29 protein-coding genes and 1 pseudogene are annotated in these 25,992 nt (G+C 37.4%); 7 read left to right on the top strand and 23 right to left on the bottom strand.

Features of this window, described 5'->3' with window-relative positions; genetic code table 11:
• Positions 1–269: 269 nt before the first annotated feature.
• The 10 genes from BAA9072_RS15290 to BAA9072_RS15245 all read right to left on the bottom strand — a co-directional run bounded on the left by BAA9072_RS15290 (position 270) and on the right by BAA9072_RS15245 (position 10,311).
• Complete coding sequence (locus tag BAA9072_RS15290; protein WP_201715550.1) at positions 270–2,873, bottom strand: heavy metal translocating P-type ATPase; 2,604 nt, start codon at positions 2,871–2,873, stop codon at positions 270–272.
• Between the two features lie 12 nt (positions 2,874–2,885).
• Positions 2,886–3,209 carry an ArsR/SmtB family transcription factor gene (locus BAA9072_RS15285; protein ID WP_201715549.1) on the bottom strand — a complete coding sequence of 108 codons (324 nt, stop codon included), beginning with the start codon at positions 3,207–3,209 and terminating at the stop codon, positions 2,886–2,888.
• Positions 3,210–3,412: 203 nt separating this feature from the next.
• A complete protein-coding gene (locus BAA9072_RS15280) occupies positions 3,413–3,598 on the bottom strand; it encodes a hypothetical protein (RefSeq protein WP_201715548.1) in 186 nt (61 codons plus the stop codon).
• The gene (locus tag BAA9072_RS15275; protein WP_201715547.1) at positions 3,592–3,903 is read right to left on the bottom strand and encodes a hypothetical protein; all 312 of its coding nucleotides are present in this window, start codon (positions 3,901–3,903) and stop codon (positions 3,592–3,594) included. Before BAA9072_RS15275 ends, BAA9072_RS15280 begins: the two co-directional genes overlap by 7 nt.
• Before the next feature lie 18 nt (positions 3,904–3,921).
• On the bottom strand, positions 3,922–4,332 hold the full coding sequence (locus tag BAA9072_RS15270) for a FixH family protein (protein ID WP_201715546.1): 411 nt from the start codon (positions 4,330–4,332) through the stop codon (positions 3,922–3,924).
• A 10-nt stretch (positions 4,333–4,342) separates the two neighbouring features.
• A complete protein-coding gene (locus BAA9072_RS15265; protein ID WP_201715545.1) occupies positions 4,343–4,927 on the bottom strand; it encodes an SCO family protein in 585 nt (194 codons plus the stop codon).
• 141 nt (positions 4,928–5,068) lie between these two features.
• Positions 5,069–7,165 (bottom strand): heavy metal translocating P-type ATPase, encoded by a 2,097-nt coding sequence (locus tag BAA9072_RS15260; RefSeq protein ID WP_201715544.1) that lies wholly within the window; start codon positions 7,163–7,165, stop codon positions 5,069–5,071.
• A 21-nt stretch (positions 7,166–7,186) separates the two neighbouring features.
• Positions 7,187–7,489 (bottom strand): ArsR/SmtB family transcription factor, encoded by a 303-nt coding sequence (locus BAA9072_RS15255; RefSeq protein WP_094075216.1) that lies wholly within the window; start codon positions 7,487–7,489, stop codon positions 7,187–7,189.
• Positions 7,490–7,652: 163 nt separating this feature from the next.
• Positions 7,653–8,246 carry a hypothetical protein gene (locus BAA9072_RS15250; protein WP_201715542.1) on the bottom strand — a complete coding sequence of 198 codons (594 nt, stop codon included), beginning with the start codon at positions 8,244–8,246 and terminating at the stop codon, positions 7,653–7,655.
• Between the two features lie 226 nt (positions 8,247–8,472).
• The gene (locus tag BAA9072_RS15245) at positions 8,473–10,311 is read right to left on the bottom strand and encodes an LTA synthase family protein (protein ID WP_201715595.1); all 1,839 of its coding nucleotides are present in this window, start codon (positions 10,309–10,311) and stop codon (positions 8,473–8,475) included.
• A 187-nt stretch (positions 10,312–10,498) separates the two neighbouring features.
• On the opposite strand from BAA9072_RS15245, the gene BAA9072_RS15240 reads away from it, so the two are divergent.
• The gene (locus BAA9072_RS15240) at positions 10,499–11,344 is read left to right on the top strand and encodes a COX15/CtaA family protein (RefSeq protein WP_201715541.1); all 846 of its coding nucleotides are present in this window, start codon (positions 10,499–10,501) and stop codon (positions 11,342–11,344) included.
• Positions 11,345–11,358: 14 nt separating this feature from the next.
• Here BAA9072_RS15240 and BAA9072_RS15235 read toward each other — a convergent pair whose 3' ends face one another.
• Entirely contained in the window at positions 11,359–12,210 is an 852-nt protein-coding gene (locus tag BAA9072_RS15235; RefSeq protein WP_201715540.1) for a cation diffusion facilitator family transporter, read from the bottom strand.
• Between the two features lie 268 nt (positions 12,211–12,478).
• Here BAA9072_RS15235 and BAA9072_RS15230 point away from each other — a divergent pair, with 268 nt between their 5' ends.
• Both BAA9072_RS15230 and BAA9072_RS15225 read left to right on the top strand, forming a co-directional pair.
• Positions 12,479–13,396, top strand: coding sequence for a YIEGIA family protein (locus BAA9072_RS15230; protein ID WP_201715539.1), 918 nt, complete (start codon positions 12,479–12,481; stop codon positions 13,394–13,396).
• Positions 13,397–13,420: 24 nt separating this feature from the next.
• Positions 13,421–13,609 (top strand): capping complex subunit for YIEGIA, encoded by a 189-nt coding sequence (locus BAA9072_RS15225; protein WP_230980890.1) that lies wholly within the window; start codon positions 13,421–13,423, stop codon positions 13,607–13,609.
• 70 nt (positions 13,610–13,679) lie between these two features.
• On the opposite strand, the gene BAA9072_RS15220 is transcribed toward BAA9072_RS15225, so the two are convergent.
• Positions 13,680–14,099, bottom strand: coding sequence for a disulfide oxidoreductase (locus BAA9072_RS15220; protein ID WP_201715537.1), 420 nt, complete (start codon positions 14,097–14,099; stop codon positions 13,680–13,682).
• Positions 14,100–14,762, bottom strand: a complete 663-nt coding sequence (locus BAA9072_RS15215) for a DsbA family protein (protein WP_201715536.1) — start codon at positions 14,760–14,762, stop codon at positions 14,100–14,102.
• Between the two features lie 219 nt (positions 14,763–14,981).
• Between BAA9072_RS15215 and resA the strand changes: the two genes are divergently transcribed.
• From resA to BAA9072_RS15200, 3 genes are all read left to right on the top strand, one after another.
• The gene (resA, locus tag BAA9072_RS15210; protein WP_201715535.1) at positions 14,982–15,512 is read left to right on the top strand and encodes a thiol-disulfide oxidoreductase ResA; all 531 of its coding nucleotides are present in this window, start codon (positions 14,982–14,984) and stop codon (positions 15,510–15,512) included.
• A gap of 15 nt (positions 15,513–15,527) precedes the next feature.
• Positions 15,528–16,235, top strand: a complete 708-nt coding sequence (locus BAA9072_RS15205) for a cytochrome c biogenesis CcdA family protein (protein WP_201715534.1) — start codon at positions 15,528–15,530, stop codon at positions 16,233–16,235.
• Positions 16,236–16,466: 231 nt separating this feature from the next.
• Positions 16,467–16,814: an ArsR/SmtB family transcription factor gene (locus tag BAA9072_RS15200; protein WP_230980889.1), complete on the top strand. Its 348-nt coding sequence runs from the start codon at positions 16,467–16,469 to the stop codon at positions 16,812–16,814.
• On the opposite strand, the gene BAA9072_RS15195 is transcribed toward BAA9072_RS15200, so the two are convergent.
• The 9 genes from BAA9072_RS15195 to BAA9072_RS15155 all read right to left on the bottom strand — a co-directional run bounded on the left by BAA9072_RS15195 (position 16,811) and on the right by BAA9072_RS15155 (position 24,495).
• Positions 16,811–17,887 carry a flavin-containing monooxygenase gene (locus tag BAA9072_RS15195; RefSeq protein ID WP_230980888.1) on the bottom strand — a complete coding sequence of 359 codons (1,077 nt, stop codon included), beginning with the start codon at positions 17,885–17,887 and terminating at the stop codon, positions 16,811–16,813. The two genes, BAA9072_RS15200 and BAA9072_RS15195, sit on opposite strands and share 4 nt — an antisense overlap.
• Positions 17,888–18,596: 709 nt before the next feature.
• Positions 18,597–19,022, bottom strand: coding sequence for a hypothetical protein (locus BAA9072_RS15190; RefSeq protein WP_201715533.1), 426 nt, complete (start codon positions 19,020–19,022; stop codon positions 18,597–18,599).
• A gap of 47 nt (positions 19,023–19,069) precedes the next feature.
• Positions 19,070–19,321, bottom strand: a complete 252-nt coding sequence (locus BAA9072_RS15185; protein WP_201715532.1) for a hypothetical protein — start codon at positions 19,319–19,321, stop codon at positions 19,070–19,072.
• Between the two features lie 379 nt (positions 19,322–19,700).
• Positions 19,701–20,147: a TniQ family protein gene (locus BAA9072_RS24700; RefSeq protein WP_201715531.1), complete on the bottom strand. Its 447-nt coding sequence runs from the start codon at positions 20,145–20,147 to the stop codon at positions 19,701–19,703.
• 147 nt (positions 20,148–20,294) lie between these two features.
• On the bottom strand, positions 20,295–20,876 hold the full coding sequence (locus BAA9072_RS15175) for a hypothetical protein (protein WP_201715530.1): 582 nt from the start codon (positions 20,874–20,876) through the stop codon (positions 20,295–20,297).
• Between the two features lie 75 nt (positions 20,877–20,951).
• Entirely contained in the window at positions 20,952–21,830 is an 879-nt protein-coding gene (locus tag BAA9072_RS15170; protein ID WP_201715529.1) for a phosphoadenosine phosphosulfate reductase domain-containing protein, read from the bottom strand.
• An 85-nt stretch (positions 21,831–21,915) separates the two neighbouring features.
• A complete protein-coding gene (locus BAA9072_RS24295; RefSeq protein WP_230980887.1) occupies positions 21,916–22,509 on the bottom strand; it encodes a hypothetical protein in 594 nt (197 codons plus the stop codon).
• An 18-nt stretch (positions 22,510–22,527) separates the two neighbouring features.
• Complete coding sequence (locus BAA9072_RS15160; RefSeq protein ID WP_201715528.1) at positions 22,528–23,082, bottom strand: hypothetical protein; 555 nt, start codon at positions 23,080–23,082, stop codon at positions 22,528–22,530.
• A gap of 1,164 nt (positions 23,083–24,246) precedes the next feature.
• Positions 24,247–24,495, bottom strand: coding sequence for a hypothetical protein (locus BAA9072_RS15155; protein WP_201715527.1), 249 nt, complete (start codon positions 24,493–24,495; stop codon positions 24,247–24,249).
• Between the two features lie 537 nt (positions 24,496–25,032).
• On the opposite strand from BAA9072_RS15155, the pseudogene BAA9072_RS24775 reads away from it, so the two are divergent.
• A pseudogene (locus BAA9072_RS24775) lies at positions 25,033–25,188 on the top strand (C39 family peptidase); the annotation flags it as partial.
• A 100-nt stretch (positions 25,189–25,288) separates the two neighbouring features.
• Here BAA9072_RS24775 and BAA9072_RS15150 read toward each other — a convergent pair.
• Positions 25,289–25,945, bottom strand: coding sequence for a CadD family cadmium resistance transporter (locus tag BAA9072_RS15150; protein ID WP_201715526.1), 657 nt, complete (start codon positions 25,943–25,945; stop codon positions 25,289–25,291).
• Positions 25,946–25,992: the final 47 nt, after the last annotated feature.

The following is a 25,992-nucleotide window of genomic DNA, read 5'->3' as shown; positions in this document are numbered from 1 at the left end:
CACAAAAGCACACAATTGAATATTTAATGGGTTTTTTCCGTAAATTCCTTTACATTAAAACGACCTAAATGGACTTATTTTAACGTATTTAATAACTCAACGTTCGCTGGCAGCCAAAAGGTCAGCGGTTCGATCCCGCTATGCTCCATACCGAAAACCCTTGATATTCAAGGGTTTTTTTTCTTAATAAACAATCTATGTCAATCAAAAACAGACCACTTAATTAAAAGTGGTCTTGTTTGGTTAGTAAACACTGAAACAGGTTTCAATTATTTTATTTTTAATAGTCGAAGAGCATTTAAAATGACGATGATTGCAGCTCCTGTATCGCTTAGGACTGCCAGCCACAAAGTCAGCCAACCTGGGAAAATCAGTGCCAGCGCGATGACCTTTACCATCAATGAGAACCATATGTTTTGTTTGATGATCGTTAGTGCTTTTCTGCTCAAATTGATCGTGTGAGGAAGTTTTTCAAGATTATCCGCCATTAACACAATGTCGGCCGTTTCCATCGCAGTGTCTGTGCCTGCACCGCCCATGGCGATTCCTAAATCAGCGGTGGCAAGTGCAGGGGCATCGTTAATGCCATCCCCGACCATGGCTACTTTATGACCTTCGCTTTGCAGTTTCTTGATCGCATCGACTTTATCTTGGGGCAATAGCTCTGCAAAGTAGCGATTGACGTTTGCTTCCTTTGAAATCATGTTGGCGGTACCTTCATTATCACCAGTCAGCATCACTACCTGGTCAATACCTGCTCCCTTCAAGCCGTCAAGTGCTTTTACAGTTGTTTTCCTGATCGAATCAGCAACCGATATGACTCCAAGTACACCCTCCTTTGTACCAATGATCACGACGGTCTTCCCTCTGCTCTGTAAATCTCGACCAATTGTTATCGCTTCGCCTAAAGGGATATTCATTTCCTCAAAAAGCCTTGGATTACCCGCATAGTGGATGACACCTGCTATAGTTGCCTGCACACCTTTCCCCACTATACTTTTAAATAACTCGCCACCTTTCGATTCAATTCCTTTTTCATTCGCAAATTCGACTATGGTTTTTGCAATCGGGTGGGTCGAATAATTCTCTAAAGTCAGAGCAATGGATAACAACTCTTCTTCTGTTAAATGAAATGCCTTAACTTCAGAAACCTTTGGCTTTCCTTCGGTTAAGGTACCCGTTTTATCAAACGCTATGGCCGAAATCGCCCCGGCTTTTTCAAGGAATGTGCCACCTTTAATTAAAACACCGTTCTTCGCTGCATTCCCAATTGCCGAGACAATCGCGACAGGTGTAGAAATGACCAGGGCACATGGACAGGCAACGACTAATAATTCGAGCCCTTTATAAAACCATTCTCCCCAAGTACCAAAGCCAACCAGTGGCGGGAGAACCATGACGACCAGCGCAAGTATAAACACAATCGGCGTATAGACAGCTGCGAACTTATCGATGAATGCCTGGGTCGGTGCCTTCTGCTCCTGTGCTTCTTCGACCAGGTGTATGATTTTTGCAATGGTTGTATCTTCAGCCAGCTTCGTGACCTTTATTTCAAGAGAGCCATTTTCGTTAATCGTTCCCGCATAGACTAAGTCCCCGGCTTCTTTATCCACAGGGATGGATTCACCTGTAATTGGAGCTTGGTTGATGCTTGATACACCGGTTATGATTTCACCGTCCAGAGGAATTCGATCTCCAGGTTTTACGATTAAAATATCACCCACACCAACTTCTTCAACAGGCTTCTTCTTTAACTGCGACCCATCTTTGATCCACGCCTCCGATGGTGCCAGATTCATCAGGTTTCTGATGGAACTTCTCGTCTTCTCGATCGACATCGTTTGAAGAGTGGTTCCAAGTGCAAACAGCCAGACCACCGTGGCCCCTTCAAGCCATTCCCCGATCAGCGCAGCTCCGATGGCTGCAACCGACATCAATACATTCATATCTAATGAACGGCTCTTGATAGAGTAATAGGCACTTTTAACCGGCTTATGACCACTTATGAACATAGCAGCTGCGTACATCAGGGTGATTACTATAGAGGAAATCCCTGTTAACGTTCCTATGAACCCCAAAGCAATCAATATTCCTGAAGTGATGATGGCTCCAAACTCTTCTTTTTTATTGGATGCAACAGTGCTCCCATCACGTTTTGAAAGCAAGGATGCTTGGAATCCAATCTTAGAAACTTCAGAGACGATTTCTTCCACACTGTTCTCATGATCCACTTTCATTTTTCCCGAAGAAAAATTGACGCTTACATGCCGGACTTGAGGAATCGTATTCAAGTGGTTTTCAATGCTCTTGGCGCAGCTCCCGCAATCCATCCCCTCGATAGTGTATGTTCTCAAGTTATTGTTCTGATGGATTGGTTCAATCTTGAATCCAAGCTTATGAACCTCCGACTCGACTTGATCAAAGCCGCTGTTTCCTGCTACCTGAAGTTTGGCAGAGTTATAGTGGACTCTGGCCTCATCAATTCCATCCAGCTTTACAAGAGCTTTTTCAATCGACATTGCACAAGAAGGGCAATCCATCCCATAAATCCGGTATTCAGCCTTGTGGGATACAGAAGAAGGCTCATTTCCCTTTTCACCGTTTTCATTTTTTGATGTACAGCAGGACCCTTTTAAGTCAATACTGTCCTTCTTGCCATTGCTGCAGCATGAGCTCGTATCGCCGCTATGTGACTCTTCACTCTTGACCGCCGCCAATGATTCTTCCTTTTCAGGCTCTTGAAATTGTTCCTGACTGCCGCAACAGCCTTTAGGGTCTTGTTTTTTCTCCTCACCTTGACTACTGCAGCAGCTTTCTTTTTCAATCTCTTTGCTTGTTTCTTTTTTTCTTGAGTTGCAAGATGACTCTCCCATTCAATTCACCCTCTATACGATATGATTGTTACAGCACGCAACATCGTTTTCAACTTCATCAAGTACGACATCAAACATATTTAGCAAATCGAGGACATGCTGGTTGCTTAAACTATAGTACGTATACTTTCCTTCCTGACGGCCAACAATCAACCCGCATCCCCTTAAACAAGCAAGGTGCTGGGAAATACTAGACTGACTCCCATCTAGCTCCCCGACAATTTGTGAAACCGTCTTTTCTTCCGTTTTTATACTCTCTAATATCTGTATCCTGATTTTGTGGGCAAATCCATGCAGGAACTTCACCTTTGTATCCAAATTCATTTTTGTACTCATATCTTTGTCTCCTATCACATTAGATTTTTCTAATATGTACAACTATCATATTAGCAATACCTAATATGTGTGTCAAAACTTTTCTTAATATCTGAGCTGAACTGCACCGATCACTTTGAAGTAATGAAAAAGAGCTCATCCATTTGGACAAGCTCTTCAAAAAGTACTGATCGTACCAAAATAGCTGCATGCGGTATGCGCCCTTATTTATTGTCAGGTGCTGCAACAGACCCTGAATGCTCACCTGTTTGTTCCAACTTCTTAAGCTCTTTCGATGACTTTCTCTTAAAAAACAGAACTATAAGACCTGAAGGAATCGATAAAACCAAATAGACCAATATGAAGTTAATAATATCCATCTTCTCATTCCTTTCTTTTAGCATCACCATTCAAATGCCGTTGCTCCTGTCATACGGTGAAATAAGGTTGTCCTTTTTTCAGTGAGTGCTTCTTCCGTACAGAATGAATTTGCTTCATAATCAAGTTCATCAAGTTTCGCAACCGTTGTTTCTTCCAAGAAATTGGTGGCATCCGCCTGATTGAAACAAGGAGGTGCAATATAAGTCTTTTGATCATGATCGAGGATCACCCTGGTTGAATCCGGGGGGCTTAAGTTAAATGGGACATAAAAGAACACAACCATTCCGACAATCAAGACGATACTCGCTATCCGAATATATTTTAATAAACCCAAATCTGCTGCACCTTCTTTCTACTGAACATTCACATCTACTTTTGGCATGTTGTGAAGGTCCCTTGCCGTTACATGGGCAATGATGAAATACTTCCCTTTTTCATCGAACGTATAGTCGATGGCATATTTTCCATCCTCTTTATGCTCGGCTTCTTTCTTTATGTGATCTTCTTCAGATGCTCCTTCCTTCCAGATTTCAAACAGGACTTCATCTGCATCGGACACCTTTTCCTCACCTTGGGTAACGATGGCGTTTACTTGAGTGGTATTACCCGCCGAGAGTTCAGCCGGATCGGTTTTTACTTTTACATCTAGCATTTGAGGCATTTGACCTTCTTCTTTGTCTTTTAGATTTTCGTCGGACCCGCATGCTCCCAATATCCCCATTAATAACATGATACTAAACATAAAAATGATTCTTTTTTTCATCTATTTCACCCTATTCATACGATTTCTTCAGAAGCTTGATGTCTGATACGATTTCTTCATAAGGGACATCCTGTACCCCGCTGTAATTCTTAACCACTTTCCCTTCTTTATTCACCAAATAGAAGCTGGTGCCGTGTATGACTTGATCAGAGGAGGGATCATCCCTTACCAATACCTTAAACGACTCTTCAGCAAGTGTGCTGATTTCTTTTTGATCATAACCAGTGAGAAGATCCCATTTGTTTGTATCTGTTTCGTAATTGCCTATGTATTCTTTCAACTTTTCCGGTGTATCGACTTCTGGATCAACGCTAAACGAGACAAACCTAATATCGTTAATTCCCTCCTCTTTTAATTGTTTTTGAATTTTGGTCAGATTATATGTCATTGGTGGACACACAGTTTCACAACTGGTAAAGATGAAATCAGCTATCCAAATGTCACCCTTCAAATCTTTTAACCCCACCTCTTCACTCTTTTGATTTGTATAATTGAAGTCCTGTACCTGCCAATCCGTTTCGGCTTCAAATTCTGCACACCCTGAAAGAAGAAGCATAGCAGAGATAAGAATGCTCCCCCAATAAAATTTCTTCATTATTCATCCTCCTCCTCCTCTGTAATATTTATCATAAATGTACCATGAGTATCAGGCCGGACATAGTAAGAAAAATGATCATAATGTGACAAGTTATCATAAATAAAAGGAGCAGAATCAGTCCTGCTCCTTTTACTTATTTTATTGCTTTTGCCTTTCCCCAAGCATTACCGTAAGACTTACCAACGTGACCAAAATGGTTGCTCCCATATCGGATAAGATAGCAATCCACAATGTTAATAACCCTGGGATAGTCAAGAGCAAGGCGATTAGTTTTAATCCCAATGCCAATGAGATGTTAATTTTTATAATTTTATTGACTCGTTTAGCAATCTTTATGGCTGATGGCAGCTTCCCAAGATGATCCTGCATCAGTACGATATCGGCTGTTTCAATCGCACTATCCGTTCCTTTGCCCATCGCGATTCCCAAATCCGCTGTAGCCAATGCAGGAGCATCGTTAATACCGTCCCCAACCATGGCAACCTTGCCTTGATTTGTGAGTTCCTTTACTTTAGAAACTTTTTCATCTGGAAGGAGACCAGCATAATAGTTTGTCAACCCCACTTGTTTTGCCACTTTTTCTGCTGTCTTGTCATGATCTCCTGTCAACATGACCGCATTTTTAATACCTGCTTTATAAAGGCCTCCAATAATCTCTTTACTTTCTTCCCTGATTTCATCCGTAATACCAAATAGCCCAAGAACTTCTGTATCACTTGACACAATTACTAGCGTATATCCCTTGTCTTTTAGCGATTGAATCCTTTGATTCACTTCAATTGAGATGGTAATATCGAGGCTTTTTTCATTGCCGACTTTGTAAGTCTTCCCATCGATTACAGCGGATACACCTTGACCAGAGATCGTATTGATTTCTTGTGGCTCTGAATATGCCTGGTTATGAGAGCCTTCGTTTATCTTTTTCATGACTGCCTTTGCGATTGGGTGTGAAGAAGTTTTCTCGATTGAACCTGCAATTCGGAAAAAGTCTTCTTCATTGTAAACGGCTATTTCTTCTACATAAGGATGCCCTTTGGTTAAAGTACCTGTTTTGTCAAATGCAATCGTATCAATTTTCCCGAGTTGCTCAAGGAAGACTCCTCCCTTGACAAGGATTCCGTTCTTCGCATTTCGGGCAATTCCAGAGACAATGGCTATTGGCGAAGAAAGAATCAAGGCACATGGACAACCGACAATGAGAACAGCCAGCCCTTGATAAAACCATGAACCCCAATCTCCATTAAATAGAAGCGGTGGTACTAGCATGACTAAGGCGGAAACAACCATGATAAGTGGTGTATAATATCGGGCAAACTTGTTGATAAATTGTTCTGTCGGAGTTTTGGTTTCCTGTGCTTCCTCCACCAGATGCAGTATTTTAGCAAGTGAAGAATCTTTATATTCTTTAGAAATCTTTACCTTTAATACCCCTTCATTATTGATACTTCCACCAAATACCTTTTCTCCGGGTCCTTTTTCGACGGGCATGGCTTCTCCGGTGATGGCTGCTTCATTGACTGAGCTTTTACCTGACTGAACCATTCCATCTGAAGGAATCTTTTGCCCAGATTTGACCAGGACGATGTCTTCAATTTTTAGTGAACTGATGGGAACCACCCGTTCTTTCCCACCTTCAACAAGAATCGCTTCCTTAGGTGCAACCTTAAGTAGTTCTTCCATGGACTTCCTAGCTTTCTCCATCCCCATTCCTTCTAAGAGTTCATTGAGACCGAACAGAATAGCGACCAGTGTTCCTTCCTTCCATTCTCCGATTGAAAAAGCTCCGACAAGTGCGATTGTCATGAGAGTATCAATATTAAATTTAAACTTAAATAAATTTTTTACTCCTTTGAGGAATGTCGAATACCCGCTTGTTGCTGCTGATGTCAAATACAAAAGTACTGGTACAATATTATCCAGTTGTGAATCTACATAAATGGCAGAAAGAAATATGATTGTCGAGATTCCCAGCAAGATCTTCATTGTACTGCTATTTGTATGAGAATGGTCGTGATCATGAGGTTCATGGTCACCTTCCTTATCTTTCAAGATGGCAGCTCCATCTGAGGAAAGGATTTTTTCAACCTTATTTAAATCAACACCTTCAGTCAGCATCATTTTACTGCTGTTATAAAGTATTCTGGATCCTTCTCCGTGCTCAAGCTTATTGATCTCTTCTTCCATTTCCCTCGCGCAATTTCCGCATGTGAGCCCTTGTAATTTATATTCATCCATATTTAGTCCCCCGTTAAAACATTAGTGATGTCTGGCATGGTGTATCGTCTGTTGAAGCATATTCATTACGTGATCATCATCCGCTGAGTAATATAAAGTTGTTCCTTCCCTTCTATATTTAACTAAGCGTAAATTCTTCAAGAAACGAAGCTGATGAGAAACAGTGGTTTGTAGTAAGGATAGTTTCTCGGCAATCTGATTTACTGAATGCTCTTCCTGGGCAAGCAGATGAAGAATCTTTACACGAGTAGGTTCTGATAAAGCCTTAAAGGTTTGTGTGACAATAAAGAGCGTTTCCTCATCAATGTCTTCGCAGATACACATTTCGGTCTGTTTGACCTTTGCTTTATTTAATTCAATTAATTTCTCGTCTTTTTCATTTTTCCCCATACTGACACTCCTATCCTATTCCATTATATGATTATATGTTCATGTATTGTAATTTTAATGATAAAAAAAAGATCTGCTTTTGTCAAACAGACTTCCTTTACGTTTCAAATAAATGCATCATCGCGTAGATTAGCGAGCCTATCGACACACCCACAACCCAATTTGCCGTATGCTCATTCACTTGATAATTAGTCCCAGCCAACATAGAAAAATAAAATACCACTGTAATTAATATTCCAGAAGCAACTCCAAGGGCAAGGTGCATTTCACTTCTTTGTTTTAACAAGAGACTTGCCATGCCTATCCCTTCTCCTAAGTGATGAATGAACATTCCTTTCAATTGTTTCAACGCTAAAACCCAGTCAATGACAGCAGTTATCCCGATGGTGAAACCAGTCGGAATACTATGTAGCATAAAGCCTGAAATCAGTGCTATAAATGGCAACCTTTTATTTATGCTTTTTTTTCGATTAGAAAGTTGAGCTAATGCGAAAAAAATGATTATAGCACTTGTACTTCCTAACAAGACACCCTTGTAATTGTACTCTCCAATAATTTGTGGGATTAACTCCAACATCAGATATAATAATATACAAAACCCAATTAATTTAGAGAGGATTCTTTTATAATTTCCAATCATGGAATAGGTGAATATACCGGTCATAACACCAATGACTAAAGGAATTCCCACGTATAAACCTGTATAAATGTGAATACCAACTCCCCCTATTCCTACTAGAAATCATATTCAGGGAAAAGGACATATATTCTTTCGTAAATCTGTTGATATAATCGATATAGAGAAAAAGCATTTAATGAAATAATTCATGTTAAAGTTGCTGTTGATTTTAAGATAATCAAGGAACTCCACCCAGAGAAATAAGCTGAAGTTATCTGGGGCAACTTCAGCTTGTTTTTTAATCATCTTGTTTCTTTTCTTCTAAAAATCTTAACAAGTCTCCATAAACCACTTGATCCGAATAATCTAATTCGTCTTCTGCCTGTTTGATATAGGGCTCACATGCAGTTTGTTCCGTCAGCTTTTCTGTCCTTTTGTCATAACACTTCTGATCGGTATACACGTATTTATCTGTAATGAAGCTGCCGTCTCGGAGTACGACAAATTGATCAGGATCCTTCGTAAATAAATCCGATCCGAACTGGATGTCTTCATCTGGCTTTATCCCCAACATGTTTAATATGGTAGGTTTCACATCGATTTGTCCGCTTACATTTGATATGGTGCGTCCATTTGTTTCACCTGGAATATGAACAATCATCGGGACTCGTTGAAGCTGGGTATTTACGAATGGGGTGATTTCTTTACCTAAATACTGCCCCATTGCATCATTATGATTTTGAGAAATTCCATAATGGTCTCCCATGATGATGAAGACTGAGTTCTCGTATAAACCTTCTTCTTTCAACCTTTCAAAAAATAGCTTTAACGCTTCATCTTCATATCTGACTGTAGTGAAGTAACGATTCACCGTTCCGTCATTTGATGTCCATTCCGGGATCGATTCATCTTCTTGTTCAAGAGAAAAAGGGAAATGATTCGTTAAGGTAATGAATTTTGAATAAAATGGCTGTGAAAGATCTTTTAAGTAAGGAATTGATTGTTCATAGAACGATTGATCTTTTAATCCCCACCCGATTGTGTTTTCACTATTCACCTTGTAGTATGACTCGGAAAAGTAGTTATCATATCCCAAATTCCGATACATAACATCCCTGTTCCAAAAGCTTTTGTTATTGGAATGGAACACGGATGTTGTATACCCTTTCTCTTTTAACAATGATGGAAGCCCTTTATATTGGTTTTGAGCATGTGTAAAGAATGCTGCTCCTCTCGGCAGTCCATATAATGAATTTTCAAACAAGAACTCAGAATCGGATGTCTTTCCTTGTCCCGTTTGATGATAGAAATTATTGAAATAATACGTATCCTCTTGACTGATTAACTGATTTAGAAAAGGAGTAATTACTTTTCCATCCACTTTATTATTAATGACAAAGTTCTGAGTGGACTCAAGTGAAATCACAAATACATTCTTTCCTTTTGCAGCCCCAGTCATTTCTTCGTTTACCGGTCTTTTAATGGATTCTGTATAGTTCAAGACTTCAGCCAGCTCTGAATTATCCGCAAGGGCCCGATTCATATTCGTCTTGGCTTGCAGAAATCCGTCATAAAGATGATAATTGTACACTCCTAAATTTTTCACAAGCATTTGACGGTCAAAGGATCTGGTCAGTAGCTGGGGCCTTTCTATATTCGCAAGACCGATATTTAACAATAAAATGAGAACAGATGCGAATGCAAATTTGAAGTGTTTTTGCTTATTTCTAACGAAATTCACATATTTGAATAGATAAAAGATGAGCAAAAAGTCAGCAATTAAAAAGATATCCAATGGATTCATCAAACTAACTATACTCCCTCCCAAATCCGACGCGTTGTCTGTTTGAAAGAGTACCGGCATTGTAATGAAGTCATTGAAAAATCGATAATACACCACGTTAAAATAGAGAATGGACGTTCCTAGGATATTGGTGACCAAAAGCTTCCATTTCAGTGTTTCTTTCTTACCGATCGCCACTAAGGAAAGAATGAGCATGATAGACCCTGCATTCGCCAGGAATAGAATCAGTTCCTGCATGACATTCTCAATCTCCAGATTAAAGACGAACCGACTGACTACGTATGATTTTGCAATTAAAAAGATGAGAGTCAACAGAAAGAAGTTGTCTCCCATTTGTTTCTTTAATAAATCCAATTTGTATCAACTCCATAAATCTATTATTGTTTATTTTATATTACATGAATGGTGAACGTTATGTGAAAACCGCCTTAAACGTTTGAGCTGACTCGCTTGAACCTGTTAATATATGAACATATATAAATATAATACCCAGTTTAACATGAAAGGACTACTATGAAAAATGAAAATTAATTTTTCCTTATTTACAATTAATATAACGATCGTTGCACTAATTCTTGGAAATTTGGTAGTTGCCACTAATTCAGGCGATGCCTGTGGTACTGATTGGCCATTCTGTAACGGGAAAATCATTCCGGATATAACCGATTATCACATTGTAATCGAATATTCTCACCGTTTATTTACTACTCTGCTCGGGCTGGTCATTCTTATCAACGCAATCTTGGCATGGAAGAAATCATCCGATAAAGCAGTAAAAGTCATTTCGGTTCTTTCAATGATTCTCTTATTTATCCAAGCTATGATTGGCGGGATGAATGTATTACTGGGAACACCAACCGGCTTCACGACACTTGATGTGATGTTTAGTCTATTTCTATTAATCTCTCTCATTTTCCTTTATGCAGGGTTAAATAAAAGACCTGAAAACAGGGATCTGGAAGAAATAAGAATACCTTTGTTTTTTGGATTTACAGCTCTTATGACAGAGGTGCTAGTAGGTGCTCTCTTTAAACATTTTGAACTAAGTCAACTTCTATTCGAAATAAACACCACAGAAATCAAACTGGCAACCTTCGTATATTTGATGCACGGTGTTTTAGGAATGGTCACACTATTCTCTACGGGATATGCACTATTCCTTTCGTTCAGGTATAAAGTGATGAAGAAACAAACCTTGCTATTGATTTTGCTGGCTGGATTTACAACCTTTGGAGGATTTATTGCCAAAACGGAGGAACTCAGCCCAATCTCTTCATCTCTACACATGATTTTTTCCATTCTTACCGTAGCATTGCTTAGTCATATGACAGCAATCTGTTACTTCAACCAAAAGAAGAAAAACTAGGCAGCTTCTTCTGCCTAGTCTTCTTTTATATGAATTTCTATAGTGGAATGTTTAATATGAAGATGTGAAACTAAATCTCTTACCTGCTCTTTTATCTCTTCTTGTTTTTCGCATGCAAAATCCTTCGAAGTATATAAATGAGTACTCATGGCATTCTCTTCTCCATCGATCGACCAGATATGAAGATGGTCAACCTCCTCCACACCGCTTATACTCTTAATTTGTTTACCAACGGCATCCAAATCAACTTCATCCGGCACTGCATCAAGAAAAATCTTTATCGTTTTAATAAGGTTTCTAACTACGTTAAATAGTACAAAACACGTAATCACAATGGAAAGAATGGGGTCCAGAATATGTATATCCTTAAACATCATCACGATACTGATGATCAGGACCCCTACCCAGCCGAGAATGTCCTCAAGAAGATGCCAGGACAGAACCTTTTCATTCATGGAGCTCCCACTATGTAACCTCCATGCAGCGAATCCATTAATGGAGACACCCAATATTGCAAACCACAACATCCCCTGGGCATCTGGATGAGTTGGATTAAACAATCTGGGTATAGCCTCAGTCAAAACGAATATCGATCCGAATAGCAATACGGTCCCGCTTATCAACGCGCCCAGTGCTGAAAACCTCTTGTATCCGAAGCTGTACCTGTTGTTCCCTTCTTTATTTGAAAGTCTCTGTAAATACCATGATCCCCCGAGCGACAAACTATCACCCAAATCATGTACTGCATCGGATAATATAGCCATACTATTGGTGAGGTATCCTCCAATAAACTCGATAATGGTGAAAATTAGATTTAAGAAAAAAGCTAACCTGGTATTTTTGGTTGATGAATGACTCTTAGACAATTCGAATCACGCTCCTCTTACATTATTTTTTCATCTTATTTCCTTTCTTATAAGCAGCAAGGATAAAGAACCTATAAAGAAGGACAATGATCAAAATAAATAAACACGTTAGTAGAAAGGCAGTCTCCACAATTTGAACCTCTTTCTTCTTTAATATCCCAATATGAACATATATACACATATAAATGCAAGAATAAACATCGCATAAACCACAGACGATTTCCTAATACTAATCCATATCCATCCCCATTAATCGAGGTGATACACCATGGAATCAGTCGGTATAACATCAAATGAACTAATTACCATTATCAGTGCGATTGTAATTGGAACGATTGCAAGGATCATAACCATCAAAGAAGACTTCAGGCAGTATCCCAGTTACCCCAATGGTTATCTTATTCAAATCATTACGGGTTTTGTAGCAGCGGCTCTCGGGGCCGTGGCAATTCCTGCGTTACTAAGCAAAAACTTTGTGGCGGTGACGTTCCTAACATTGGCTCTTCAACAATTTAGAGATGTACGAAAAATGGAAAAGGAAAGTTTGAGTGACTTGGAGGAAACAGAATTTACTTATCGGGGAAAGGCATACATAGATGGAATAGCCAAAACATTTGAAGCTAGAAATTATATTGCTTTTCTCGTCGCACTCGTCACTTCCTTCACAATTTCCCTGCTCCGAGGCACTCTCGATTTGAAAAATCTAATGATTTGTATAATCGGGGGTGCATTGGCGGGTTTCGCACTCTTGTATTATTTGCAAAGATTCACGAAAGGCAAGACGATCGGGGATATTGCAGAGGTAAAGGAGGGAAAAGTAGTCGTAAAAGATTCATCCCTTTATGTAGATGATATGTATGTCAGCAACCTGCTCGGAACGGACAACGCTGAAAAGCTATTTACAGAAGAAGGAATGGCCGTCGTCATCTACCCTAAAGAAAATCATTTCAGGATCAATCTGGATAACTTCGGACAACGGCAGGCCGCTTTATTTGAAGCATGCCGGGCATTGGGTGTCAAACGCTATCAGTTCACAAGAAAAGATTACGTGGATGGCAAGGTCATGATCACTCTTGTTCCGATCAAGCGTGACATAGATGCCTTCATCGAGGCCGTAAAAAAATGCCCCTTACTTGAAAGTACGAAAAAATCTCACGCTGTGATGAAAACCAACTTGAAAGGGTGAGTCTTCTTGGGCAGGGAAAATTCAATGAAACCTCCATATCAAATATTGGCTTATTTAACTTCAGATCGTGACAGGGTGATAAATGGAGGACCGCTTCTTTTATACAGTGACAATCTTGAGGAATTGAAACAAATGACGGTCGATATAGCGAAAGGTTTAAAAGCAGATGTTGTGCAGATGACGAACGGTGATTACCTGGTTATCAGAATATAAAATGAGCCATGATATTTCATGGCTCATTTGCTGTATAGCATTTCCATTTCACTTGAATATCGCTGCTTAATTACTTTTTATTTGCTGATAGCAGGGTGAAAATAGTGATAAATACAAAAGCTGTGAGGGCCAGGAATGGAATCGTGATGAATCCGAGCCAATTAATATATTCGGCATTGCAGGGAACACCACTCGCACAGGGCTTGATCCCTCCGAACCCTTCAATTTTTTGTTCCAAATAATGCAATATGGAAATCGTGCCTCCGACGATCGACATAGGAAGTATGATTTTTCTAAGTCCGCTATCATTTTGAAACGTCGCCACTCCCAGAATCAACGTCAATGGATACATGAATATCCTTTGAAACCAGCATAATTCACAAGGAATGAACCCTCTTATTTCACTGAAATATAAACTTCCGAGTGTTGCAATGATTGAAACGACCCATGCACCATAAAGAAAATATTGACTTTTGCTAACTTCCTTCATCTATTCTTGCCCTTCTTCAATTAACGATTTAATTCGCTCGTAATCATACGGATCCTCAAGTTTTACCCCATTGATGATCACTGTCGGTGTCTTTTCCACCTTGAACTCTTCCACGAGGGAATTATCCACCTCGAGTTGTTCCTTGAACGTTTGCTGCTCTATGTCTTTTTTTAACTGATCAAGATCCATATCGGTCGTATTACCCGCCACTTCCAACAGTTTTTCCACTGTAATCCACGGTGCATCATGATCTTCTTCAGGCTGCTGATTAAATAGTTCTTTTTGAAATTCCCAATAAGAATCGGGATCATTTTTAAATACTGACTCGGCTGCTAACGCACCCAGGGTTGATTCCTCACCGTGAAAGAGCACATTTACATAGGATACATTTGCTTTGCCTGTATCAATGAAATCTTCTTTTAGTTGAGGATATATCCTTTCCCCCCATGCCTTACATGCAGGACACTTAAAATCACCGAACTCGACCACTGAGACAGGTGAATCCTTTTCACCTAAAAGGGGCTGATTTTTTGTGTCTGGGTGAGACTCCAAGGCTTCATCCTTGTTTTGCGCCTTGTTGTTCAGCATAACGATCGCCGCCAAAATGACAGCCACTAACACAGTAAGTAATACCAGATATTTCATCGGGGATGATTTTTTCATAAAAGTACACCTCTTCAAAATTATTAAAACTAGCTTCATCATATCAGCTGTCAGAATCCTCAAGAACCACAATTATTACAGAATTTCAACAATCTTCTGAACTCCGTAAAAATGCCTTGCCCTTCTATTGCCCGAAATAAACTAAACTGTTAATTTAAATGTACATTCAAATATATATTAGATTCAAACATATTCTACTAGAAACTGTGAGGGAAAACAATGAAAAAAAGCAAGAGAAGATTGGTACGGACGGGCATTTTACTTGTATTGATCTCTGCTGTAGTCTATACACTCTATCTAAATGCTACGAAAGATCGAGCTATCATAGGGGAAGGGGACATGGCACCCGGTTTTAAATTAGAAACGTTAGACGGTGATACAGTTCAATTAAGTGATTATAGAGGGAAAGGTGTATTTCTGAACTTCTGGGGCACTTGGTGCAAACCGTGTGAAAAAGAAATGCCATACATGGAAAAGAGCTACCAACAATTTAAGGATAAAGGCGTTGAAACGTTAGCAGTTAATATCGGAGAGTCTGATTTCCTTGTCAACAAATTCGTTAATAAACATGGTCTGAGCTTCACTTTTCCAATGGATCGAAATCGTGATTTAATTGACACATATGGAATAGGACCCATCCCGACGACATTCCTTATAAACCCTGAAGGAAAAGTATTAAAAGTAATTACGGGAAGTATGTCACAGCAAGACATTCATGATTATATGAATATGATCAAGCCAGAACAATAAAGGAGGATTGAAATTGTGCAAGAATTAAACATATTATTCGCTTTCGGGGCAGGCTTGCTATCTTTTCTATCACCATGCACGCTCCCCATCTACCCAGCTTTTTTATCGTATATAACAGGTATGTCCATAGATGAATTGAATAACCGCAAAGGAATGCAGCAAAAAGCCATTTTACACACGGTTTTCTTTTTGATCGGTTTTTCTATCATCTTCATATTCTTAGGAGTGTCTGGATCTTTCATCGGGAATTTTTTCATACTGAACAAAGAGTTGCTCCGCCAGATTGGGGCTATACTCATCGTATTTTTCGGATTGGTGGTATCAGGTCTCCTTAAATTCAATTTTTTGATGAAAGACAAAAGGATTCAATTCAAGAGGCGGCCATCTGGTTATTTGGGCACGATGTTAATCGGTATCGGTTTTGCTGCCGGATGGACCCCTTGTACAGGTCCCATCCTGGCGGCAGTCATTTCTCTTGGTGTTACAGACCCTAATGCAGGGTTGTTCTTTATGGCGTGGTACATTCTTGGCTTTGCCGTCCCGTTCTTTGTGCTAAGCTTTTTCCTCGGGAAAGCAAAGTGGATCAATAAGTATAGTGCAAGAATCATGAAAAGCGGCGGGTACTTAATGATCTTTATGGGAATCATTTTATACTTTAATTGGATGAATCCCATCATTTCTTTTCTTACGAACTATTTATTTGGCGGTTTTACGGGATTCTAGGCATCCATGTAGAATTTATTACAATTTACTAACTCCGTGACATTCCAGACATTTAATAAAGATGAAAGGAACTTAGTGACTTTTAAAAAAGGGAAGGGGATTCATTCTATAAAATGAGTCCCCTTCCCTTTTTATATGTGCTGAAATACACGACTTAGATTACCAGATTCTGTTGGAACGGGAACCGTGATACAATGTAGATAGTTCTATTATTACTATGAGGTGACTGAATTGAAAAACACAGATATATGTGAAATTACTTGTATAGATAGTGAAAAAGTATCCTTAATAAAGAAAAAAATAGAAAAGCAAAATACCTTGAATACTGCTCAAATGTTTAAAGTTCTTTCAGATGATACACGTTTAAAAATTGCCTATGCACTCTCGCTGGAAAAAGAACTTTGTGTTTGCGATGTTGCAAACATAGTAGGCTCTTCTATAGCCACTGCTTCTCATCACTTAAGATTATTAAGAAACCTGGGCTTAGCTCAATACCGAAAAGAAGGAAAACTTGTTTATTATTATCTAGTTGATGAACACATTAAGAGCTTAATACAGAATTCATTTGGACATTCTTAGTATAAAGTTTTTTTAGACTCCATCTTTGATTTAATTTTATTTGCAATAAATTCTGCATCCTTTCCCACTCCCAACAGCAGTGCAGATCCTCTTCGGTATTGCCATGAACGTCCTAAAAGATAGAATCCCTCAACATTTGTTACTCCCCTATCATGAGGGATGGACCGATCTTTGAAGAGTTCTGGTATGTCTACCATTGAATAGTCATCCCTGTAACCTGTAGCCCATAAGATGCAATCAGGATTCAAAGTTTCGTCATTACTAAAAATGGCTGCTTCTCCTTCAAAATCAACCGTCCGCGGTTTAGTCCTTATTTGATCATGTTTTAGATATGGTCTGATTTCTTTACCAATTATCGGATCATTTTTTCTTAAAATCCTTCCTATAAAGGAATCCTTAGTAGCTCTTGCAATCCTTAGCTTGTCAAACCACCAAAACAAACTTTTCCCAAGAATGATACTCGGAACTATCTTCATATATTTCCCCACAGAAAGGGTTGTTTGGAAATTCTCCGAAAGTTCTATCGCTATTTGGACACCTGAGTTACCTGCACCTACTATTAGCACGTTAGACCCTTTTATTTGTGAGGGGTTAGTATACTCCGAAGTATGCAGCTGCTGAATATTCGGAGCAGCCTTTTGAGATATATTTGGAATAAATGGTTTTTGAAATGGTCCGATTGCCGTTACAACAGTGCGGGACACTATGTAGCGCTTATCACCTGTCATCACCTGATAAAAATCAGATTCCTTTTTTATGCTGTTTACGCTTGAGTTTAACTGAATATTCAATTGGAATTCTTCTGCGTAATCCTCCAAATAATCAGCTATTTCATCTTTACTGGGAAAGCCGTCAGGATCCCCAGTAATTTTTTTCCCTGGTAAGGCACTGTACTCCCTGGGAGTGAACAAAACCAGAGAGTCATATCGATTTCTCCATGAATCTCCAACTCTTTTACTTTCATCCAGAATAATATAGTTAAGGTTCAAAGCTTTTAAATGATATCCTAGCGACAGCCCGGCTTGGCCACCCCCAACTACAATAACATCATAAATTTTATCGATTTCGCTCACCTATTCTACGTATTTTTCTATCATTCCAGCTTTTTTTCAGCCAGAAGGAGAAGCTGCTTAGCTACTTTTTCCCTAGTGGCGTAATCAAAAGGTTCTCCTCACGGCCGGCCAAGTTTAAATGGAACGTGCAGTGACATTGGTATCTTTGCCTTTTGTGATACTTCTGGAAGAAGAGTAACCATAACTGTATTAATGCATTTTCCTCTAAACTACGAGCATACAGCCCAAGTACATTGTGACACTCACCTCAGCCATGTATTAGTATTACGCTCTCCACTTCTTTCTGTTTCAGCAGCTTTAGCACTCTTGGGGGCAGTTACCTTCTCTCATGTGATTCATGATTTAAGGTTCCCCTTTTTGAAATATTTTTGTTGTTATTATTTTATTGACCAAGTCTAGTTTGTCATTAAGAAAAAAATTTATAAATATGATCGAGGAAAATTGAGATTCTTCAACCAATCACTTACAGCTGTTCATTAAAACATATTATTTACAATTAACGTTTACCAAAGCACGTTATTCTGCTATCCCAAGGAATCTGTTAGTCAGTTAGTATCTTTTAAAACTAAAAAAGCCGGACATGGTAAGAGCTTCTCCAACTATAATGAAAGTAAAATTAACGAAATAACTAAAATTTCAAAAACATTAAAAGTTGCTTTAGTTGGTATATTGACTAATATCAAACTGAAAAGTTAGTACAACAAAAATTTCATTTTAATCTCTTTTGATTATAAGTTTTTGAATTAAGTTTGGATATATCATTTTTATCAAAGTAATATGATGATATTCTTTCAACCTCATCAATTGAGATGGGCTGCAATTTGTTTTCAAGTATTTGTGTTATGAATTTTATATGACTCCCACGAAACATTTTTAGTGCTTCATTATACGAAAGTAAATTTTTTTCATTATCTCCTTTGATAATCTTTTTAGAATTAATTTTAATTTGTTTTTTTATGCCATCTACGCTGCATTTGCTTATTCTTGCAATATGGCTATTAGTACAGGGAGAATTATCATTAATTAATATTGACAAGTCACATAATTGTTTAGTTACATATGCCGGTATTCCAAGCTCGTATGCAGTTTTATTTATAGATAAACTTTTATCTTTATTTTTTATGAAGGTTTCCAAACTCTTTCTATTTACTAAAATTAGTTTTTTTTCGTTCCTTTCCTTTATTACCCCCTCAATCTCACCAGACCTAATAAATTCACTAATTTTTTATAATCAATCTTTAGAATCTGCCTTGTTTCCTCAGCAGTAATATATAATTTATCTTCAGCATTTTTAAACCTTTTTAAGTGTCCCCCATTCCAATACTCCAGAAAATAGTTTTCAACTCCTTGTTTGATAAATAAATATTTTGGTTTACTAAAATGAACATTGATTTCACGATTAAAATTCCCAAACTCTTGTTTTATTCCCGACAACCTTTGGGCCTTTGGTATTTTTCTGTATTCTTCTAGAAATGAATACAGATTGTTTGGCCAATCGTTAAATATATTAAAAACGCAAATTAAATTTTCTTGAAGAATTCGTATTGATATTTGAGTTGTGAATTTTATTGGTTCTTGGTGGGCACCATACTTAAGACTTTGGAGGCAGAAATATTTTAATATAAAAAGAATCTCTCTTAGTTCAAGTTCATAAAGCGGATTACCAGTTGAAGATGGTTCATTAAAATTTGCTAATTTAGAGTGAATTAAGTTACTAAGAATTATGTCACCTTTAGAAACAGTAATGGTATTAGATTTTCTTAGATAAAACCCACAATCACATAAATCTAACTTTGAACCTTTTTTGAAATTCCTAATTTTTTTTTTTACATTTTGGACATTCTTCTACTAGTAGTATGCTATGTTTAGAACAACAAGTATAAAAGAATAAGTCCCAAACTTTTCTATAATAGAGTTCTTCAGTTAAACACTTAGGGCAAATTCTAGTTCTGGATGATAAAACATGCCATTTTTGCATTGAGATTAATTCAAGAGGATCTGTAAAATAATACACGCCGAAATGGTAATAAAAAGTTAATGATTTTAATTCTTCTATTGAATTATTACTTATTAATGATAAATTCCCCAGATCAACTTCTTCTGTTATAAAACTCAAGTTAGTATTAGACCCGTTATGAAAATTCGATTTTTCATATATCCAATTTATGGTTCGATAACAATTAAGACTAGTTAATCTTAGTATATACCCTCTTAAGCTTTCATCCTTAAACGGCTTAGGACTTAATAATAATCTATGCATTATAAAACCTTCCTCTAGAAAAGACCTAAGATTTTTTTCTCTTAGGTCTTTGTCTCGAATGATTTATGAAACATTCCTGAGAAGTATGCATGAATTCCGTTTATTCATGAAAAATAATCCGGAGAAATACGACTGAATTCCGTCTATTTATGAAAATTTACAATCAGCCTCTGTGCGATTTTTTCGTTTTTGGTTATACACACTGAAGGCCCCACTATCTATCAGACAATAATAGTCATCATCTTCTAGGATTCTACTCCAGTTTTTTTGATGGCGAATATGAAAATAATTTAATAGAAGAAAGTTTCCCCCTGCTGCTTTGATCAGATTTCTTATTGCAGGATCCCTTTCAGCTCCTGAAGCAAAAAAACGCAGACTGTTTAACGATAACCGTAACAATCCATTCTTTAACCGCTTTACCAGGGCCTGTTCTTTAAATACTTCAAAAAGTATTCCTAATAATGCAGAAGTGTATTTTGTGAATCTCTGCAAGTCATTTCTAATAGCTGTACGATTAAACCATACAAAGTGGATAGATTTTCTTAATTGTTTTCGTGAAATTTGAATATCACTTCTTCCAACGCTTGTCTTTATTACAAGATACTCCTGCGATAAGTTCACGAAATAATTAATCCTACCTTGAACAGTGTGAAAGTATCCTTGCTTCTGAAGGTACCTTATAAACCTTCTTTCCTCTGTTCTTGCCTTTAACTCGTATTGTTTTATCATAGCTTTTCTCCCTTTTCATTAATGAAAAAGAGAGTTATTGCTTAGCAATAACTCCCACTCTGCTTAATTTGTTATTTAGAATCCCCCACAAGGCATTGATAATAAGTCAATTTGTTCATATTCAGATTCTGCCTTTTTAATAAAATCCAGAAGGGAAATGGGTTTTCCCTTTTCATACCGCATCGTATGGCCCATATCTTTCTCCATTTGAACAAGCTTAGCAAATTCCTCAGGATGATGTTTAGAAATTGAAAGCATTTCCTTTGGAGAAAGAAAAATACAAAACTTACAAGAACATCTGCTCACCTTATATTTGGTATAACAAGGGTGAAGATCGATTCCTGCTAATTCCATTAGTCTCAATACTTGGTCAGTACTCAAATGAAAAATAGGGCGATACCAGTCAACTAGACGTTTTTTAGTCACAGCAGTAGCGGTTTTATAAGGTTTAAAATTCTCCTTAGCCAAATTTTTAGCACGGCGACTACTCTCAGCGGCACGCTCTCCAGAAAGGCATAAATATCTTCCAGGTCCCCTTCTTCTAGCCCACTTACTATAGACATCTCTCTTGAGCGAACTTGTACAATATTGTGAATTTGGACCCGGCCACATACCTCTTTCCATTACTCTCTGCTTAAGCCCCTTATCGGAGTGTAAAAAGATCAATTCTAAATTGAACATTTTTGCTACTTCTTCAATGTAAGAATCTGTCTCTTTGTAGTCGAAGAAGGCTGGATTATATTTAGGATCCCCATCCACCCGAAAATGGACTAATTTAATTTTTTCTTTAGGCAATTTATATCCAAATAGTAATAAGACCATCATTGCCCAAGAATCCTTGCCTCCAGACGTATTAATATGAAATTCATCATATTCATCAAATGATGGTATTCCAGATGGCAGTGGAACCGCTAAACTTCGTGCATATTCGTAAAGTTCTTTATTAATAGACATATAGATACACCCATAGCAAAAGAAGGACAGAGGGCCCTTCTAAGTCGCTAGAGGGGCTCTATCCTCCCTTATTAGTTTTATAAGATTACTTTTCTTCCTTTTCCAACTTAATATCAACATAATTCATTGCCTCAATTTGTGTTGAGAAAGTAAGCTTTTCTTCCTCTACGCCTTCTTCTAAAGGCACATATTCTCCAGTAAACGTGTAAAACTCACCAATTACCCAACCATCTCCATCTGGATTCCTTAATACATGGTACTTAGGTTCATCAAATTGAGGAATAAGTATATGGTGACTAAAGAAACTTTCACTTACGCTCTCTTTCCAGTTAGGGATTGTTTGAACAATCTTCACCTGCAAATAATTCAGAATGTTTCGAGTTGCTGCAGCATCGTCTAAGTCTGCAAATCCCAATTCCTCACATTTAGTGATTTGTTTATTGTATTCCTGAATAATTTCTTCATCCTCCCAGTTGTCTGAATGCATGAAGATTTCTAAAAAGACTTCATCTTCATTCCAGTATTCTTGTAGGACCGGATGGAATGATAAAGGACTCGAACATAATAAGTCCCCGATGTAGTCTCTAACCTGGTACAAATTAAGATCAGAAGCCAACTCTTTTTCATCATTATTCATTGAAATTACACTAAAACGTATTAACTCCTCTTTAATTAACATTTTTTGTCCTCCTATAAATTAATAAGTTGAAATAAACTCGCTAAATTCTTTTTTAAAATTATTAAATTGTTCGAAAGTGAAAATGTGGGAACCTGGACCATTCCATTCTCGTAAAGGAATGCCTCCAGCAAGCCCTTCTATTTGATGGATGGGCGAGTGATCAGCACTTACAAGTAGGCTACTGAGTCTATCCTCTGTCATCCATGAAATGGTGTAACTTTCAAATTTATAATACTTCTCCGTCTGATCATCTTTTTTATAGAATGCAAACTCTTGTAAGCCATCTTCGCTAAAGGAAACATTCAGCAATAGTAGTGAGTTCCATTCAAAATATTTAAATGGAACCTGAGTACAATTGATCACTGTGTTGACTAGTTGTTTCAATCCATCATAGTCAAATGCAAACTGAAGCATTTCTAATCCCACCGGCATGAATACGTAGTGCTTCCCTTTAAAAGTTAACGCCAATAAACCTTTTTTCAGCATTAAGTCGTTAACTTCTTTTTCATTACATTCTTCAAATCCAATTACTTCTACATCATTCCTCGAATACAATTTATTTTTTGTTAACATGCCAAAACACCCTTTCAAAAAGTTTGATAAATAAATAGAAAAAGACCATTATCAAGGGTCAGCCTTGGTAATGGTCTTAATCAAACAATGTTTAATATATGTCCCAATCCTTCTCCAAAAAAGCAAAAAGAGCCCATGTGGAGCATGGAAGATAATCCATGAACCGCATAGGCTCTAACATTTAATAGTTAACCGCTAACCATGAAGGTTGCAATAGAAAAAGAAAAAAGAAAGTGAATATAAATTTATTATATCAATGTCATATTACTAAAACCATAGAATAATAAAAATTGTTTCATCTAAATTATAACTAACAATGACATAAACAGATGTAAATCATATTTATATAATAACGATTGTCATAAAATATATCTTTAATTGTCATAGATTATAAGAAGAAATGTCAGTTTTGTATGTATAAAAAATGAGATTTTTAGAGATATTAATATTAGGAGTGGTAGATCTTTAAATTGCCGGCAAGCCTGCTGTCTCCTGTTTCACCCACAAACTAAGCTCGAGCTGATGGAATACCAATATCGCCAGCGAAAGGTACATATAGAGTATGTAACGTAGCGGCACACCGGTTGAGGTATTCAGAGTCCTTTCTGACGAGAAAAGGGCTCTTTGTGGTGTGAAAAAACAAGTTGGTCCAATTGGACACAACTTGTTTAATTTAAAATAATGATAGTTGTTCAATATTCAATGGTTCTAATACTTCCACTTCAAGATTAACACTCAATTTTTGATTTTTTAGTAATTCAATTTCCTTTTCTGAAATTGGTTCTTCTATTTGAAAATCTGTTAGGTGAAATCGTCCTTTATAGCATCCATTTAAAGAATAAACATTCGCGGTACAAGCGGAAATGTTTCTTGTGGGTTTCAGAATACATGATTCATTATTCTGAAGCTCTGATGTGCTTTTATTCGCCGTATATATAGCTGATACAAAATGTTCTTCGTTTTTAAATTTGAATACGGGTTCTTGATTAATTACTTTATCTTTATGGTGTCTTTGATAACAGTTACATTATTCTTTAGCTTCTGGATCTATCTCTTCAAGAACACAAGATAGCTTACCCATAGAACAAGAATTCCAATTACTACATGCGCTAAAATTGTTTTTAGAAAATCCTAATTTTGTAAAACCCGTCCTTGGTTTATTCATTATACTTCTACCTCCGAATCTAATCTCAAGTCATCATGCCAATCTATATAAATTCCCCTACTTTCAAAATAGTCCTTGTCCGCCATCCAGTTTGAATAAGGGTCAGTAATTAGGTCTAGGTCTTTTTTTGATATAGGTTGGTTAACTTGACTCCATGCCTTTAATTTACGGTCTTTCATTTTCTTTTTGATTTCATATAAACAAAGATACATCTCTTCTGCCGCCTCTTGAAATTCGTAGGCTTCCATAAATTCTCCACTGTTTAGTGCCAAGGATATGTAAACTCTAAGTGGTGAATAATGCTCATTTCCTCTAGAATTAGTTTTAAGGAAGCCATCTCAGTTTTGTAACATATATATCCTCTTTGACTCCTCACTGGCTGTCTGACAAACCCAGCGCGTTCAAAACAGTATCCTGCGTTTTTGGATTGGACGGAGGCAGGATCAACATACGAAATATAACCATCCTCAGGAAATTCTCCCCATTCTTTATAAGTGGCATATAGGGGTACCACCAACAGTTTGACATAAAACCCACGCTAAGCAAATTTCGACATAAAATAAGCCGATGATTCTCTACGCTAAGGAATTATCGGCTTATTAGTAACTATTCTAGCCGTTTTATTATCTGTTTAAATCTAGACATATTTCCATTTGGTTATTCATGATAATCAATCCAAACATGCTGGTACTTGTCATTTTTAGGGTTCCTTTGTGGTAACTCCTCAGTTTTTTCTATTGAAATGTTAGTTAGCCCCTGTGTTGCAAAGTAATCTAATAGGGCTTCATAAGCTGCACTCTGTATTAGTGACAGGATATGACCAATGCTATATTTACTTTAATGATCCACTAGCAAACACAAAGAATAAAAAGGCCAAAATAGCAGACTTTGAAGCTGCACGGGTGCAACTGGGTAGACAAGCAATTACTTATATCAAATAGTTAGTTGGTTAAGGTGTATTCCATTATTTGTAAATAAGAAAAACAAAAGTCCCAACTGTTAACTAGAGGGACTTTTGAAGATTATTTTTTAATAATTTATTTAACTCAAAAGGGCACTGAAAGTTTCGTTCTCCACCATGATATAGATTCCTAAACCAATAAAGACAATGGGTATAATCCACCTACCGTAATTCTCTAAGGTTTCAGAGACATGTTTAAAAGCCGCCAATCGATATCCAATAAAACACCAAATTGCAACCATAATAAAGAAAGTAATAACCGTTACTGCTAGTTGGTTCATGGTTAAAGTAGAGAAGAAAGGAACGTATATTCCAATGTTATCTCCGCCATTAGCAAATGTTATAAATGCTACACTTAAAAAGACACTATTATACTTTCCAGAATTTAAACTTGAAAGAATTGCATTTTCATCCTCATCTTCTCCCTTTATAAACAACATAATCCCTAAATAGATTGGAATTACTCCAAGTAATCCTACCCATTTCTCTGGAATTAACATAACTCCAAAAGTTCCTAAGAGACTTACTACTACTAACAAGGTAAAACCTAGATATTGTCCAATAATTATATCCTTAGGGGATATATACTTATTCTTTGTCTGGTTACCTTTTAAACCTTCACTCGTTTTCACCTGTGCTTTTGCCTGTGAAAATAGCAGCATCAAAACAAAGATATCATCAATATTGGTAACTATAAATGCCCCTATTGCAGAAATAACGTTCAAAATTAAAGTCAATTACATCAACTCACTAACTGATTTTTTATTATATTTAGAAGTTGTAC

The organism is Rossellomorea arthrocnemi (genome assembly GCF_904424705.1).
Taxonomy (GTDB): Bacteria; Bacillota; Bacilli; order Bacillales; family Bacillaceae_B; genus Rossellomorea; species Rossellomorea arthrocnemi.
The sequence above is the reverse complement of the archived record's forward strand: the minus strand, read 5'-3'. Positions and strand labels throughout refer to the sequence as shown.